This window comes from Aureimonas ureilytica DSM 18598 = NBRC 106430, assembly GCF_000382705.1.
Taxonomy (GTDB): domain Bacteria; phylum Pseudomonadota; class Alphaproteobacteria; order Rhizobiales; family Rhizobiaceae; genus Aureimonas; species Aureimonas ureilytica.
Window position 1 is genome coordinate 18891 of the sequence record NZ_ARQE01000004.1, and the last position, 14009, is coordinate 32899.

At 67.0% G+C, this 14009-nt stretch carries 14 protein-coding genes; 10 read left to right on the top strand and 4 right to left on the bottom strand.

The features are described from left to right. Positions 1–95: 95 nt before the first annotated feature. Positions 96–674, top strand: coding sequence for an NADPH-dependent FMN reductase (locus tag B146_RS0110075; protein WP_019996310.1), 579 nt, complete (start codon positions 96–98; stop codon positions 672–674). A gap of 3 nt (positions 675–677) precedes the next feature. On the opposite strand, the gene pncA is transcribed toward B146_RS0110075, so the two are convergent. Further along, on the bottom strand, positions 678–1307 hold the full coding sequence (gene pncA, locus B146_RS0110080; protein WP_019996311.1) for a bifunctional nicotinamidase/pyrazinamidase: 630 nt from the start codon (positions 1305–1307) through the stop codon (positions 678–680). Between the two features lie 160 nt (positions 1308–1467). Here pncA and B146_RS0110085 point away from each other — a divergent pair, with 160 nt between their 5' ends. Next, positions 1468–1896: a DUF4174 domain-containing protein gene (locus B146_RS0110085; RefSeq protein ID WP_019996312.1), complete on the top strand. Its 429-nt coding sequence runs from the start codon at positions 1468–1470 to the stop codon at positions 1894–1896. A 33-nt stretch (positions 1897–1929) separates the two neighbouring features. Here B146_RS0110085 and B146_RS0110090 read toward each other — a convergent pair whose 3' ends face one another. Beyond that, on the bottom strand, positions 1930–2760 hold the full coding sequence (locus B146_RS0110090; RefSeq protein ID WP_019996313.1) for a polyphosphate kinase 2 family protein: 831 nt from the start codon (positions 2758–2760) through the stop codon (positions 1930–1932). Between the two features lie 161 nt (positions 2761–2921). On the opposite strand from B146_RS0110090, the gene B146_RS0110095 reads away from it, so the two are divergent. From B146_RS0110095 to B146_RS0110105, 4 genes are all read left to right on the top strand, one after another. Beyond that, entirely contained in the window at positions 2922–6224 is a 3303-nt protein-coding gene (locus tag B146_RS0110095; protein ID WP_019996314.1) for a helicase-related protein, read from the top strand. 21 nt (positions 6225–6245) lie between these two features. After that, positions 6246–6605 carry a hypothetical protein gene (locus tag B146_RS28990; RefSeq protein ID WP_155897450.1) on the top strand — a complete coding sequence of 120 codons (360 nt, stop codon included), beginning with the start codon at positions 6246–6248 and terminating at the stop codon, positions 6603–6605. Between the two features lie 10 nt (positions 6606–6615). Continuing rightward, complete coding sequence (locus B146_RS0110100; RefSeq protein ID WP_155897451.1) at positions 6616–7656, top strand: SOUL family heme-binding protein; 1041 nt, start codon at positions 6616–6618, stop codon at positions 7654–7656. Positions 7657–7768: 112 nt separating this feature from the next. Beyond that, a complete protein-coding gene (locus B146_RS0110105; protein WP_019996316.1) occupies positions 7769–9034 on the top strand; it encodes a cytochrome P450 in 1266 nt (421 codons plus the stop codon). Here B146_RS0110105 and B146_RS0110110 read toward each other — a convergent pair. After that, entirely contained in the window at positions 9021–9362 is a 342-nt protein-coding gene (locus B146_RS0110110; protein ID WP_019996317.1) for a cupin domain-containing protein, read from the bottom strand. The genes B146_RS0110105 and B146_RS0110110 overlap by 14 nt on opposite strands. A gap of 306 nt (positions 9363–9668) precedes the next feature. Here B146_RS0110110 and rplM point away from each other — a divergent pair, with 306 nt between their 5' ends. The 4 genes from rplM (at position 9669) to argC (ending at position 12764) form a co-directional block, all read left to right on the top strand. Next, complete coding sequence (gene rplM / locus B146_RS0110115) at positions 9669–10133, top strand: 50S ribosomal protein L13 (RefSeq protein WP_019996318.1); 465 nt, start codon at positions 9669–9671, stop codon at positions 10131–10133. Then, a complete protein-coding gene (gene rpsI / locus B146_RS0110120; RefSeq protein ID WP_019996319.1) occupies positions 10133–10606 on the top strand; it encodes a 30S ribosomal protein S9 in 474 nt (157 codons plus the stop codon). Before rplM ends, rpsI begins: the two co-directional genes overlap by 1 nt. A 159-nt stretch (positions 10607–10765) precedes the next feature. Continuing rightward, positions 10766–11737 carry an agmatinase gene (gene speB / locus B146_RS0110125; protein ID WP_019996320.1) on the top strand — a complete coding sequence of 324 codons (972 nt, stop codon included), beginning with the start codon at positions 10766–10768 and terminating at the stop codon, positions 11735–11737. 49 nt (positions 11738–11786) lie between these two features. Then, the gene (gene argC / locus B146_RS0110130) at positions 11787–12764 is read left to right on the top strand and encodes an N-acetyl-gamma-glutamyl-phosphate reductase (protein ID WP_019996321.1); all 978 of its coding nucleotides are present in this window, start codon (positions 11787–11789) and stop codon (positions 12762–12764) included. Here the strand turns inward: argC and B146_RS0110135 are convergent. Beyond that, a complete protein-coding gene (locus B146_RS0110135) occupies positions 12740–13831 on the bottom strand; it encodes a COX15/CtaA family protein (RefSeq protein ID WP_019996322.1) in 1092 nt (363 codons plus the stop codon). The genes argC and B146_RS0110135 overlap by 25 nt on opposite strands. Positions 13832–14009: the final 178 nt, after the last annotated feature.

Genomic DNA, 14009 nt, shown 5'->3' on the forward strand with positions numbered 1-14009 from the left:
GCGGGCGGGTGGACGCACCGTCGCCCGTTCGCACCGTTGACCCGAGATTGCTGCGTCGCGACATTGCGCGCGACGCCTCACCCAGGAGATTCGAGATGAAAAAGGTCGCCGTCCTCGTCGGTTCGCTCCGCAAGGATTCCATCAACCGCAAGTTCGCGGAAGCATTGGGCAAGCTCGCCGCCGGCCGGCTGGAGTTTCACTTCGTCGAACTCGGCGACGTGCCGATGTACAATGACGATCTCCTGGCCGAGATGCCGGCGCCCGTCGCCCGGCTGAAGAGCGACATCGCCTCGTCCGACGCCGTGCTCTTCGTCTCGCCCGAATACAACCGCTCCTTCCCGGCCGTTCTGAAGAATGCCATCGACTGGGGCACGCGCCCCTATGGCAAGAACGTGTTCGCCGCCAAGCCCGGCGGTCTCGTCGGCACCTCGCCGGGCGCCGGCGGCGCGGGCATCGGCCAGAACCACCTGAAAAGCGTGCTGAACGTCGTGGACGTCGTGCTCATGGGCCAGCCGGAGGTTTACTTCCATTACCGGCCCGAGCTCTTCGCCGAGGACGGCTCGGTCTCGGACGAGGCGACCAAGGCCTTCCTCCAGCGCTATGTCGATCGCTTCGTTCAGTGGATCGAGCGCACCTCGGAGCCCAAGACCACGGCCCAGCCCGACGCGGCCTGATCCTCAGCCAAGATCGCCCGTCGCGATCCTAAGAATGCCGCGCGCGTCCATCTCGCTTTGGGCGCGCGCGAGCGATCCGTCGAGATCGATGCCCCGGCAGGCATCCTCGACCACCACGACCTCGAGCCCCGTCTCGCGCGCGTCATAGGCCGTCCAGGCGACGCAGAAATCCGTCGCGAGCCCGCAGAGAAACACGCGGGTGACGCCGAGATCGCTCAAGGTTCCAGCCAGCCCCGTCGGGCTCACGCGATCGGCCTCGCGAAACCCCGAATAGCTGTCGACCGCCGGGTTCAGCCCCTTGCGGATCACCGCCCGCGCATGGGGAATGTCGAGCCCGGGATGAAACTCGGCGCCCGTCGTGCCCTGCACGCAATGGTCGGGCCAGAGAACCTGCGTGCCATAGGACAGCTCCACCGTCTCGAACGGCGCCTTGCCATGAGTCGAGGCGAAGGAGGCATGGCCAGCCGGGTGCCAGTCCTGCGTCAGCAGAACGTGCCGGAAGCGGCGCCCGAGCGCGTTGGCGAGCGGCACCACGGCGTCGCCCTCGCTCACGGCCAGCGCGCCGCCGGGGCAGAAATCGTTCTGCACGTCCACCACCACCAGCGCGTCTCGATCGGTCACGGTCAGGCTCATCGCATTCCTCCTGTCGGGCCTCCTGTCGGGCCTCCTGTCGGATGGTGCGACGCTACGAGGCGAAGGACCCTTCTGCCAAGGGCCAGTCGCCACGCGGCGGGAACGTTCCGCCCTTCGGAGCGGTTGATCCTTCTCGAAGCGCAACGCGAAGGCCGCTCCCATGAAACTGTCCCTGTTCATGGCGTCGGTCGGCTTGTTGGCGAGCCTTTCCTCGGCTTCCGCCCAAGGCGATCTCGACGCCCTCCGCTGGAAGAACCGCATCCTGATCCTGTTTGCGCCGAGCGACGGCGATCCGAGTTTGGCGCGGCAGAGCCGCCTGCTTCTGGCGGACGAAAAGGGGCTCGCCGAGCGCGAACTCGTCGTTCTCGGCGTCGCCGGCGGCAAGGTCGAGACACTGTTCGGAGACCCCAGAGCCAAGCACGATGCGGGCGCGTTGCGCCGCCATTTCGGGCTCGACGCCCGCGCGCCCTTCGAGGCGATCCTGATCGGCAAGGATGGCGGCGTGAAATGGCGCCAGGACGCGCCTTTCGAGCCGCGCGACATGAACGCCGTGATCGACGCCATGCCCATGCGCCGCGCCGGGCGGTAAGCCCGGACGCCAACACCGAAGAGGGCGGAAGGCTCAGCCCTTCCGCTTCTTCTTTTCCGCTTCCACCATGCGCTCGTATTGCTCCACGAGTTTGGGATCGGCGGGGCGGGGCGAGAGGTCCACGCCGGCCGACAGGCGATCGGCGATCGTGCCGAGCGCCTCGATCCGGGCGTAGCGCTTGTCGTTGGCGGGCACGACGAGCCAGGGCGCGGCGCTCGTGGAGGTGCGCTCCAGCATCTCGTTGGCGGCGTCCTCGTATTCGGCCCATTTGTCGCGATTGCGGAAATCCTCGTAGGAGAGTTTCCAGCGCTTCAGCGGGTCCTTCATCCGATCCTCGAACCGCTCCATCTGCTCGTCTTCGGTGATGAACAGGAAGACCTTCACGATCCGCGTTCCGGCATCCGTCAGGAGGCGTTCGAACTCGTTGATCTCCTCGTAGGCGCGGCCCCATTCGGCGGGCTTGGCAAAACCCTCGACCCGTTCCACCAGAACGCGCCCGTACCAGGATCGGTCGAAGACGCAGATTTCGCCCTTGGCCGGCAGCCGGGCCCAGAAGCGCGAGAGATAGTGATGCTGGAGATCCTGCGGCGTCGGCGCGGCGATGGGCCAGACCTTGAAGCCGCGCGGGTCCATCACCGCCGACATGCGGCGGATCGTGCCGCCCTTGCCGCCCGCGTCCCAGCCCTCGAACACGACCACGGCGCTGTCGCCCGTGTGCAGATAGGCCTGCTGGATTTCCCGAAACGTAAGCTGAATGGCGTCGAGCCGCGTCTCGTACACATCCTTGTCGAGCTTGGCGCTCATGTCGAGCCGATCCAGGGGCCGATGTCCCGCCGTCCGCTTCGCCGTTTCGTCCTTGCTCATGGATCGTCTTTCCCGGTTCGCAATCGTCAGACCTACCTATCCGCCCGCCGCGAGGCTTCCAGGGGCCGGCGAAGGGCAGCCGGCAAAGGACCGGGATCGTTGCACCCCATCGCACGTTGCTCGCAAAGGCCGAACAGGCCCGCCAGACGTGCAAGGATGCCATGCTTCAGTCCGTGACGGTCGAAACGCAGAGCTCGAATGTCGAGACCCTGACGCCCCTCCATCCGCTCGGCGCGACCGCCGCGCTGATCCGCGAGCGCGCCGACGGGACGAAAGGGCGACCGCTGATCTATGTCGCGCAGACGGTCCGCCGGGCGCGCGACCTGATGGCGATCCTCGATGCGTTCGATCCAGGCCGGCCCATGGCCTTCTTTCCGCCCTGGGACTGCCTGCCCTATGACGGCAGCTCGCCTTCGCGCTCCGTGATGGGGCAGCGCATGGGCGTCCTGCGCTGGCTGACCAACAAGGACAATCAGCCCGACATCGTTCTCACCACCGCCGAGGCCCTGCTGCGCCGCGTGCCCCCGCAACGGATCTGGACGAAACTTCATCGCGAGTTCCGGGTGGGCGACCGGATCGATCCGACGGAGATCGAGACCTATCTGCGCGGCGTCGGCTATGTCTTCGACGACCGGGTGGACGAGCCCGGCGAAGCGGCCATCCGCGGCCGAGTGATCGACTTCTTCCCCGCCGCCGCGCCCCTGCCCTGCCGCATCGAGCACGAGGCGGGGTGCGTCACCGCGATCCGCTCCTACGATCCCGTCACGCAGCGCACGCTGGCATCGAGCGACATGCTGATCGTCGATCCCGCAAGCGAAGTTCCCGGCGCGGCGCCCCCGGCGGGCGGCGAGGCGGTCGGGCGCGAGCACTGGTTGTCCCAGCATTACGACGGCGGGCTCGAAACGCTGTTCGACTATGCCGACGAGGCGGCGGTGCTTCTGGAAAACGGCGTCGAGCTGCGCGTCGGCTCGTTTCTGGAAACGGTCGCCTCCGGCTTCGAGGAGGCCAGCGGCTCGCGTCGCCACCGTCCGGTGAAGCCGGATGCAATGTATCTGGCGCGAGAGGAATGGGAGGCGCTGATCGGCGCGCGCCTCAGCGCCACGATAGAGGACGGCGGCGAACGGTTCGAAGTGCCGCGCTTTGCCGAGAAGAACGCGCCCTGGCGCGCGCTCGGCACCTATCTCTCGCGCGAAGCGAAGGGCGCGACGGCGATCCTCGCCGCGCCGAGCGAGAGCCTGCTGCGCGAATGGGCGCGCCGCCTGCGGCGCAATCTCGGCCGGCCGGTGCAGCTCGGCGTCACTTGGCAGGAGGCCCTCGACGGCGAGCCTGGCGAGGTCTTCGGTCTCGTCCTGCCCGTTTCGCAGGGGTTTCGCGTGCCCGGCCATGGGGCCGTGGCGGTCACGGTTCAGGATATCGGCGGCGTCGCGGCGGTGGCGAGCCGCAGCGACCGCGCCTCGCCGCTCCTGCCCGCCGACGGCCTGTTCTCGATCGGCGACGCGCTGGTTCATCTCGACCACGGGATCGGCGTTCTCGAAGGGCTGTCGGAGGTGGAACAGGACGGCGTCGCGCGCGACACGGTTCGCCTGCGCTATGCCGACGACGCCACGCTTCTCGTGCCGGTCCGCGAAATCGGCGCGCTCTGGCGCTATGGCGGCGAGGCGACGGGAGTTACCCTCGACAAGCTGAAGGGCGGCAACTGGATCGAGCGGCGCAACGCCCTCCTGCAGGATGTCCATCGTACGGCGGAAGGTCTTGTGAAGCTCGCCCGCGAGAAGGTCGCGCGGCGCACCGAGCCGCTTCGGCCGGACCGGCGCGATTTCGAGCGCTTCTGCGGGCGCTTCCCGCATGAGCTTTCCAACGACCAGGCGCTCGCCGTCGACACGGTTCTGTCGGATCTCGCCAGCGGCCGGCCGATGGACCGGCTGGTCTGCGGCGATGTCGGGTTCGGCAAGACCGAAGTCGCCCTGCGTGCCGCCGCCGCCGTCGCCTTCAGCGGGCGGCAGGTGGCGATCGTCGCGCCGACCACGGTTCTCGCCCAGCAGCACGCGCGCACCGTGGCGCGGCGCTTCGCCAATTTCGGCATCGAGGTCGCCCAGCTTTCGCGCTTGTCGACACCGGCGGAGGCCAAGCGCGTGAAGGCGGGGCTGGCGGATGGTTCGATCCAGATCGTCGTCGGCACCCATGCGGTCGCCGGCAAGGGCGTCGCCTTCCAGGATCTCGGTCTCGTCGTGATCGACGAGGAACAGCGCTTCGGCACCAAGCAGAAGGAAGCGCTGCGCGCGCTCGGGTCCGACGCGCATTTCCTGACGCTGACGGCGACGCCCATCCCGCGCACGCTGCAGGCGAGCTTTCTCGGCCTCAACGATCTCAGCATCGTGGCGACCCCGCCGGTTCTGCGCCAGCCGATCCAGACCGTTCTGGCCCCCTTCGAGGACGAGCGGGTGCGCGAGGCGCTGGAGCGCGAGCGCCGGCGCGGCGGCCAGAGCTTCGTCGTCTGCCCCCGCGTCGAGGATATCGAGCCGATGCGCCTGCGCTTGAAACGCATCGTGCCGGATTTCGAGGTCGGGATCGTCCATGGGCAATTGCCCGCCGAAGAGGTGGACGAGACGATGCTACGCTTCACCGAGGGGCAAGGCGACATTCTTCTCGCCACCAACATCATCGAAAGCGGGTTGGACGTTCCGGCCGCCAACACGATGATCGTTTCGCATCCCGACCGCTTCGGCCTCGCGCAGCTTCACCAGCTTCGCGGGCGGGTCGGGCGCGGCACGCGCCGGGGCGTGGCGCTTCTTCTGACCGAGCCCGGCCAGTCCCTGGCGCCGGAAACCGAGCGTCGCCTTCGCACGCTGGAAGCGCTGAACCGTCTCGGCGCCGGCTTCGAGATCAGCGCGCGCGATCTCGACCTTCGCGGCGCCGGTGAGCTTCTGGGTGAGGAGCAGGCCGGCCATCTTCAGCTCGTCGGCCTCGCGCTCTATCGCCACGTCCTGCAGCGGGCGCTCGACGTCGCGCAAGGCCGCTCGGCGGTGGACGAATGGATGCCGGAGGTCGCCCTCGGCGTCGCCGGCCGCATTCCCGCCGATTATGTGCCGGACGAGGAAACGCGCATCAATCTCTATGCCGAGATCGACCGCACGCGCGACCGCGCGGCCTTGGAAGCCCTGGGCGTCGATGTCGAGGACCGGTTCGGCAAGCCGCCGGCCGCCGCGCGTAGGCTCCTGAAGCTCGCCGACGCGCGGGTGCGCTGTGCCGAACTCGGCATCCAGAAGCTCGCCGCCGGGCCGAAGGGCATCGCCGCGACCTTCCGCACCAAGGCGGATGCGGAGGCGGCCCGCAAGAAGCCGCTGCCGGACGGCTGGAAATGGAACGAGCTGAAGCTGGTGTTCCCGGTCGTCACCAAGACCGTGTCGGAGCGTTTTCGCGCCGCAACACGCCTGTTCGACGCGGTGGACCCCGCCGAAGAATAAGCGAGACGGCGTCTTCCCTGGATGGATTTCGACAAGACGTTGGCTGCCGAGGGTGGCCGACGCTTTCGGCGTGCCGCCGAGAACACGGCCGTAGAGCCGTGCAGCCGGCATCGAACCGGCGAGCAGGCAAAAAAAGGGGCGGCCGAAGCCGCCCAGTTTTGGCTGGAGTATCAGGCCATGAAAAACCTGATACCTCTTAAGTGGTTGTCCCCGCGGAAGGTTGCCACAAACCTTACGAATCTTTCACACCTTCGTCCCGGCATTTTCCCGCAGCGCCGCAACCAAGCCGAAAGCGCGACGTTATGGCACCGCTGGCAGGTACGTCTTGCCAGGCGTGTTTCTGTCTGGCGATCGCACGGCGATCGTCTCCAGCGAAGTTGAGGAGATCGACATGTTCCGCGACAAGCCTTCGGCCTACGACCGCGTGACGGACGCTTTGAGCGATATCGGCGAGCGGATCGGAGAACTCGAGACCCAGATCGCGGACCGTCTCCACCTTCGCCCCTCGCGCACCGAGCGCGTTCGCCGCGCCGTGCAGCACGAGATCGACCGTCTCTACGGCAACACGGGCTATTCCCGTTACGTCCCCTCCTTCCTGACCGGCTGGTCCCTGCCCTCGGCGGACGAGGCCAAGTCGCAGCTCTACAAGGCGCGCCGCTCGCTTGCCGACGGCACGTCGGACGCGCGGAACCGTCTGTCGGACGGCGCTTCGGATGCGCGTGACCATCTGTCCTCCTTCTCGCTGCCGTCCTTCTTCAGCGAGCGCGCGAGCTTCAAGGGCGGTCGTGGCTACCAGCGCGGCGTGGACTATCTTCGCGATCGTCCGAACACCTCGGCCGTGCTCATCGCGGGCGGGGCGATCCTGGCGCTCGGCGCGGCGTTCTACGTCACCAAGAAGATCGCCGACCATGCCGAGGAGCCGGACTACGAGGTTGTGCGCCGCGACGGCGATTTGGAAGTGCGCGACTATGATGCCATGATCGTCGCCGAGACGGTGAAGACCGGCTACCATGAGAAGGCGCGTCGTCGCGGCTTCGAGACGCTCTACGACTTTATCTCGGCCAACAACCGCTCGGGCAAGAAGATCGCCATGACGGTCCCGGTCCTGCAGCAGCTGTCGGAAAGCGAAGGCCGCACCAAGGGCTGGGCCGTGCGCTTCATCATGCCGAAGAAATACACCAAGGCCAGCCTGCCGACGCCGAACTCGCACGATGTGGCGATCAAGGAAGTCGATGCCAAGCGCATGGTGGCGATCCGCTTCAACGGCAATTTCACGGCCTCGACGGCGTCGAAGAAGCTGATGACGCTCTACAATTATCTCGCCGACGAGAACCTGAAGCAGAAGGGCGACCCGGTCTACGCCTTCTACAACGCGCCCTGGACGCCGGGCTTCATGCGCCGCAACGAGATCCTGATCGAAGTCGAGCGCTGATCGCGCCAGACTTTCCGGGCCCAGACTTCCCGACCCAGACGCCCGCCTTTCACGGCGGGCGTTTTTCGTTCAGGCTGGCCGCAACGCTCCTCCCTGCCCGCCGCGAAATCCCATGCCCGATTCCCTCGTCTCCTCACCCCTGCCCTCGTCGTTCCGGATCGAGGAGGACGGGCGCGCCTTTCATCTCGACCCGCGCGACCCCGGCTTCTTCACCGATCCCTACCCGACCTATGCGGCGCTTCATGCCGGGGCGCCCGTCGCCCATTGGCACGAGGCCGGATGCCTCGCCGTTGCCTCCCATCCCCTGGTGGAGCGCATTCTGAAGTCCCGCGAGTTCGGCCGGGTCCTGTCGGAGGACGGCTCGGGGCGCGGTGCGCGGGCGGACGGGCGCGATCATCTCGCCCATTTCGACGCGCTGGAGGAGCATTCGCTTCTCGATCTCGAAGCGCCCGCCCATACGCGGCTGCGCGCGCTTCTCACCCGCGCCTTCGTGTCGCGCCGGATCGAGGCGCTGGCCCCGACGATCGAAACCGTCGCCCACGAGCTGATCGACCGTTTCGATCCGAGCGAGCCCTTCGATCTTGTCTCCGCCTTCGCCGAGCCGCTGCCGGTCGCGGTGATCGCCGGGCTGATCGGCGTGCCGCGCGAGGCGACGCCCGATCTCCTGCGCTGGTCGCACGCCATGGTCGCCATGTACCAGATGGGTCGCACGGCCGAGGTCGAGCGCGCCGCCGACGAGGCCTCGCGCGAGTTCCGCGATTTTCTCCTCCAGGTCATCGCCGAGAAGCGCCAGGCGCCGGGCGACGATCTCGTGTCGGCGCTGATCGCGGCCGAAACGCCGAGCGGCCGCTTGAGCGAAGCGGAAATCGTTTCGCTCGTCGTGCTTCTCCTGAATGCCGGCCACGAGGCGACAGTGCATCAGTTCGGAAACGCGATCGCCGCCTTCGCCGCCTCCGGGCTTTCCTTGAGCGAAATCGCCAAAGACGAGGCGGGCGTCGAGCGCGTCGTGGAGGAAGCGCTGCGCTTCGACACGCCGCTCCATCTCTTCCGCCGCATCGCGCTGAAGGACATGGAGATCGACGGCCTTGTCTTGAAGCGCGGAACCGAGGTCGCCCTGCTTCTGGCCGCCGCCAATCACGACCCGGCGGTGTTTCCCGATCCCGAGCGCTTCGATCCGACGCGCGAGCGCATCCCGCATGTCTCCTTCGGCGCGGGTCTGCATTTCTGCATCGGCGCGCCGCTCGCCCGGCTCGAACTGAAGCTTGGCCTGCGGGCGCTGGCGGAGCGGTTCCCGACCCTTGCCCCCAGCGAAACGCCGCGCTTTCGCGACAGCTATCATTTTCGGGGCGTCGAACGCCTCATGGTCAGAGCCGGATGACGTAGCGCTTGCGTGTCGTCTCCTCGACGCGCCACGTCCCCCGGAAGCCGGGTCGCAGGAGAAAGGCGTCGCCCGGGCCGACGCGCCGCGCCTCGCCGCCGTCTTCTGTGAGCACGGAGACACCGGCGAGAATCTCGCAATATTCCCATTCCGTGTATTCGACCCGCCATTCTCCCGGCGTCGATTCCCAGACGCCCGCATAGAGCCCGTCCCTTTCCTCGACATTCCAGGTCCGGTGAACCGGATCGCCGGACACGTTCCGGTCCGGGGCGGGCCGGCTTTCCTCAGAAGCGACGGCGGCGGGATCGAGGAACAGGAAGTTCGACATGGCGGTCTCACGGGCTGGAATCGGTCTTGCGCAGTCTGTCCGCTGACGGCGGGGAACGCAAAACCGACACGACATTCGATGCGGTTCCATGACACCAATTTTTCGGTACTATAGAACCGTAATAACAAGTATCTGTTTTACATAGTGATTTTCAAGAATGAGACGCTCAGCCAAAACCCATCCCCGCTTGATCTTTCGCCGCTCAATCGTTATGGAACCGTCATCAAGAGCGGCGTGAGCCGCCTTTTTCGTATGGCCGGGGTGCAGTCCGCGGCTGACGCGTGACTGACCCAAAGGGTATTTTTCATGAAGACCTTCTCGCAAAAGTCCGAGACGGTGGTGAAGAAGTGGATCGTCATCGACGCCGAAGGGCTCGTTGTCGGCCGTCTCGCCTCCCTCGTGGCGCTCCGCCTCCGCGGCAAGCACAAGCCCACCTTCACCCCGCATGTCGATGATGGCGACAACGTCATCATCGTGAACGCCGACAAGGTCGTGTTCACGGGCAAGAAGTACGAAAACAAGACCTACTACTGGCACACCGGCTATGCCGGCGGCATCAAGGAGCGCAAGGCGCGCGAGATTCTCGAGGGCCGCTTCCCGGAGCGCGTCGTCGAGAAGGCCGTCGAGCGCATGCTGCCGCGCGGCCCGCTCGGCCGTCGCCAGCTCAAGAACCTGCGCGTCTATGCCGGTGCCGCGCACCCGCATGAGGCCCAGTCGCCCGAGACGCTCGACGTCAAGGTGCTGAACTCCAAGAACTCGAGGGCTGCATAATGGCCGACCTGAACTCGCTGCAGGGCCTCGCCGCCGCAGGCGCCACGGAAGCGGCTGCTCCCGTTCACGTCCAGAAGCTCGACGCTCAGGGCCGCGCCTACGCGACCGGCAAGCGCAAGGACGCGGTCGCTCGCGTCTGGGTCAAGCCGGGCTCGGGCAAGATCACCGTCAACACGAAGGACTTCGCGGACTATTTCGCGCGTCCCGTACTGCAGATGGTGCTCCAGCAGCCGATCGTCGCGGCTGCTCGCGATGGCCAGTTCGACATCGTCGTCACCGTTGCCGGTGGTGGTCTGTCGGGTCAGGCCGGTGCGGTCCGTCACGGCATCTCGCGCGCCCTCACCTACTACGAGCCGGGCCTTCGCTCGGTTCTCAAGAAGGGCGGCTTCCTGACCCGCGACTCGCGTACCGTCGAGCGTAAGAAGTACGGCAAGGCCAAGGCCCGCCGCTCCTTCCAGTTCTCGAAGCGCTAATCGCGCCTCGATCGAAGCTTGGAAAAAGGGCTCCGGGAAACCGGGGCCCTTTTTCTTTTGGACTTCCGTCCTTGTTTTGAAGCCAAGCCAGGCTGGAGCGACTTCAAGCTGTCGCCGACTTGGCTTATCTCTCGCGCGATCAAGGAGACCGGGATACCCATGGCCGACAAGTCGATCGACAATGCCTTCACCGCCGGCGCCCTGCTCGGCGCAGCGAGCGATCCGACCTATGCGGGCGCCTTGTCCTTCATGCGCCGCCGCTTCACGAAGGATGTCGAGGGCTCCGACGTCACGGTCTGGGGCATCCCCTTCGACGCCTCCGTATCGAACCGGCCGGGCACGCGCTTCGGCCCCCAGGCGCTCCGGCGCGCCTCGGCGATCTTCGACAACGATCCGCAATATCCGTTCCACGCCGATTTCTTCGAGGCCTTGAGCGTCGTCGACTATGGCGACTGCCTTCTCGACTATCGGCTGCCGGAGCGGGCGCATCTCGCCATGCGCGAACAGGCCGCCACCCTTCTGGAGAAGACCGTCTTCCTTCTGACGCTCGGCGGCGATCACTCGATCACCTTCCCGCTCCTCCAGGCCCATGCGGCCAAGCACGGGCGGATCAGCCTCGTGCATTTCGACGCGCATCAGGACACCTGGCCGCTCGCCACGGACACGCATGGACGCCCGCGCGTCGATCACGGCTCCTTCGTCTCGGCGGCGCTGCGCGAGAACCTGATCGACCCAGAGACCTCGATCCAGGTCGGCATCCGCACCCATGCGCCGGAAACGGGCGGGATCGAGATCCTGTTCGGCCACGAGCTGGAGGACCTCACCTCGGTCGAGATCGCCAAGCGCATCTACGAGCGGACGGGCGGCACCAACTGCTACCTGACCTTCGACATCGACTGCCTCGACGTGGCCTTCGCGCCGGGCACCGGAACGCCCGTGGCGGGCGGTCCGTCCAGCGCCAAGATGCTGGCCGTGCTGCATCACCTGAAGAACTTGCAGCTCGTCGGCGCCGACGTGGTGGAGGTCTCCCCGCCCTACGACCATGCCGACATGACGGCGATCGCAGGCTCCACGGTCGCCATGTATATTCTCGGCATTCTCGCCGACAAGAAAGCCGCCGCGCGCCGCTGAACCGGCGCCGCTCCCCTCCCGCTTCCTTCTCAGACAGGTCACGACAGCCATGAAACCGCGCATCTTCATCGACGGCGAACACGGAACGACGGGTCTTCAGATTCGCGCCCGCATGGCGGATCGCGGCGATGTCGAGCTTCTGTCGATCCCGGAAGCGGAGCGCCGCAACGCCTCGCTGCGCGAGGAGCTACTGAAGGCGGCGGACATCGCGATCCTCTGCCTGCCCGACGATGCGGCGCGCGAGGCCGTGGCCTTGCTCGGCCCCGACGCCTCGACCCGTGTCATCGACACCTCGACCGCGCACCGGGTCGATCCGAACTGGGCCTATGGCTTTGCCGAACTCGCCAAGGGTCAGGGCGAGGCCATCGCCGGGGCGCGGCTCGTCGCCAATCCCGGCTGCTATCCGACCGGCGCCATCGCGCTCCTGCGCCCACTTCGCGATGCCGGCCTTCTGGCCGAGACGCAGCCGGTCACGGTCAATGCCGTGTCCGGCTATACGGGCGGCGGCAAGCAGATGATCGCGCAGATGGAGGACGCGGGCCGCGAGGATCACATCGACGCGCCGCATTTCCTCTACGGGCTCGACCTCGCCCACAAGCACCTGCCGGAAATGCGCGTCTTCGGCCGGCTCGACCGCGATCCGATCTTCGCGCCCGCCGTCGGCCGCTTCGCGCAGGGGATGATCGTGCAGGTGCCGTTCCATGCCGAGGCGCTGAACGGCGCGGACGCCGCGCGCCTGCGCGAGGCGCTGGCCGATCATTATGCCGGGCAGTCGATCGTGGAGGTCGCGGGCGCGGAGGAAACGGCGGCGCTGAAGCGCATCGATCCGACGGAACTCGCCGGCACGGATCGCATGAAGCTCTTCGTCTTCGGCTCGAAGGACGGCGCGCGCTTCAATCTGGTGGCGCTCCTCGACAATCTCGGCAAGGGCGCGTCCGGCGCGGCGGTCCAGAACATGGACCTGATGCTGAAGGGCGTCCGAGGTCGAAAGGCGTCCGACGATCAGCCGAGGGCTGGAAGGGGGTAGGCCCCCTTCAGCTCCCGGGCGTGGAACACGGCGCCGCCGAGCACGAGAAGCGCGCCGGCCTGATGCAGGAGCGCCCAGCCGATCGGCACCTGGAGAAGCAGCGTGGTGACGCCGAGCGCGGCCTGCACCGTCACCATGCCCGCCAGATGCGTCGCCATCTTGGCATGACGCGAGCCGGGGGCGAGCCGCCGCGCGGCGACGGCGTGGATAACGGCGACCGTGAAGAGCAGATAGGCGCCGCAGCGGTGCGTGAACTGCACCGTCATGACGTTCTCAAAGAAATTGCGCCAAGCCGGTGACATCGCGAGAAGATTGGACGGCACAAGCTGCCCGTCCATCAGCGGCCAGGTGTTGAAGCTCAAGCCGGCGTCGAGCCCGGCCACGAGACCGCCGAGATAGATCTGCACGAGCGCGAGCGCCACCAGGAGATAGCCGACCTTGGCGGAATGGCCGGTCGGCGGCGGCGCGACGCGGCGCGGCGACAGGCCCTTGGCGATCCAGAGCGTCGCGGCGAAGATCACGCAGGCCATCGTCAGATGGNNGGCGAGCCGATACTGGCTGACGTCGGTGCGCTCCACGAGGCCCGAGGCCACCATCCACCAACCGATCGCGCCCTGCAGCCCGCCGAGCGCCAGAAGCCCGACGAGGCGCGGCTTCAGCCAGGGCTCGACCCGGCCCGTCGCCCAGAAGAAGGCGAGCGGCAGCGCGAAGGCGAAGCCGACGCTGCGGGCCAGGAAGCGGTGCGCCCATTCCCACCAGAAGATGGTCTGGAACTCCGACAGGCTCATGCCCTTGTTGACGAGCTGATACTGCGGGATCTGGCGGTACAGGTCGAACTCTTCCTGCCACTCGGCCTGCGAGAGCGGCGGGATGATGCCGTGGATCGGCTTCCATTCGGTGATCGAAAGGCCGGACTCGGTCAGCCGCGTCGCGCCGCCCACCACCACGAGGGCGAGGATCATCGCCGCCACGCAATAGAGCCAGATCTGGATCGCCCGCCGGGAGCGGGTCCATCTGTCGTGCTCGCGGGCGAGCGAGGGGACGGGGGCCTGCGTCGATACGCTCATATCAGTCTTGAAGGGCTTCGCGAAAAAGCCGCTTCATCCCCTTGTTTTCGGCCGATCGGATCGGCAACCTGACAACGGGCACGGTGGGGCGTTCGCACCCCTGGCCCGCATGGGGAGTGGTTTGGTACGAAGCGCTCCGCTTGGCAAGGGCCGGAGCCGCGCGGCATGGTCACACTGA

Excerpts from the sequence above, each read along its gene's own strand:
- pncA (WP_019996311.1), bottom strand. The coding sequence starts at position 1,307 with ATGAGCCTGACCGTGACCGATCGAGACGCGCTGGTGGTGGTGGACGTG.
- B146_RS0110075 (WP_019996310.1), top strand. The coding sequence starts at position 96 with ATGAAAAAGGTCGCCGTCCTCGTCGGTTCGCTCCGCAAGGATTCCATC.
- B146_RS28990 (WP_155897450.1), top strand. The coding sequence starts at position 6,246 with ATGGATTTCGACAAGACGTTGGCTGCCGAGGGTGGCCGACGCTTTCGG.
- B146_RS0110095 (WP_019996314.1), top strand. The coding sequence starts at position 2,922 with ATGCTTCAGTCCGTGACGGTCGAAACGCAGAGCTCGAATGTCGAGACC.
- rplM (WP_019996318.1), top strand. The coding sequence starts at position 9,669 with ATGAAGACCTTCTCGCAAAAGTCCGAGACGGTGGTGAAGAAGTGGATC.
- B146_RS0110085 (WP_019996312.1), top strand. The coding sequence starts at position 1,468 with ATGAAACTGTCCCTGTTCATGGCGTCGGTCGGCTTGTTGGCGAGCCTT.
- B146_RS0110100 (WP_155897451.1), top strand. The coding sequence starts at position 6,616 with ATGTTCCGCGACAAGCCTTCGGCCTACGACCGCGTGACGGACGCTTTG.
- B146_RS0110110 (WP_019996317.1), bottom strand. The coding sequence starts at position 9,362 with ATGTCGAACTTCCTGTTCCTCGATCCCGCCGCCGTCGCTTCTGAGGAA.
- argC (WP_019996321.1), top strand. The coding sequence starts at position 11,787 with ATGAAACCGCGCATCTTCATCGACGGCGAACACGGAACGACGGGTCTT.
- B146_RS0110105 (WP_019996316.1), top strand. The coding sequence starts at position 7,769 with ATGCCCGATTCCCTCGTCTCCTCACCCCTGCCCTCGTCGTTCCGGATC.
- rpsI (WP_019996319.1), top strand. The coding sequence starts at position 10,133 with ATGGCCGACCTGAACTCGCTGCAGGGCCTCGCCGCCGCAGGCGCCACG.
- speB (WP_019996320.1), top strand. The coding sequence starts at position 10,766 with ATGGCCGACAAGTCGATCGACAATGCCTTCACCGCCGGCGCCCTGCTC.
- B146_RS0110090 (WP_019996313.1), bottom strand. The coding sequence starts at position 2,760 with ATGAGCAAGGACGAAACGGCGAAGCGGACGGCGGGACATCGGCCCCTG.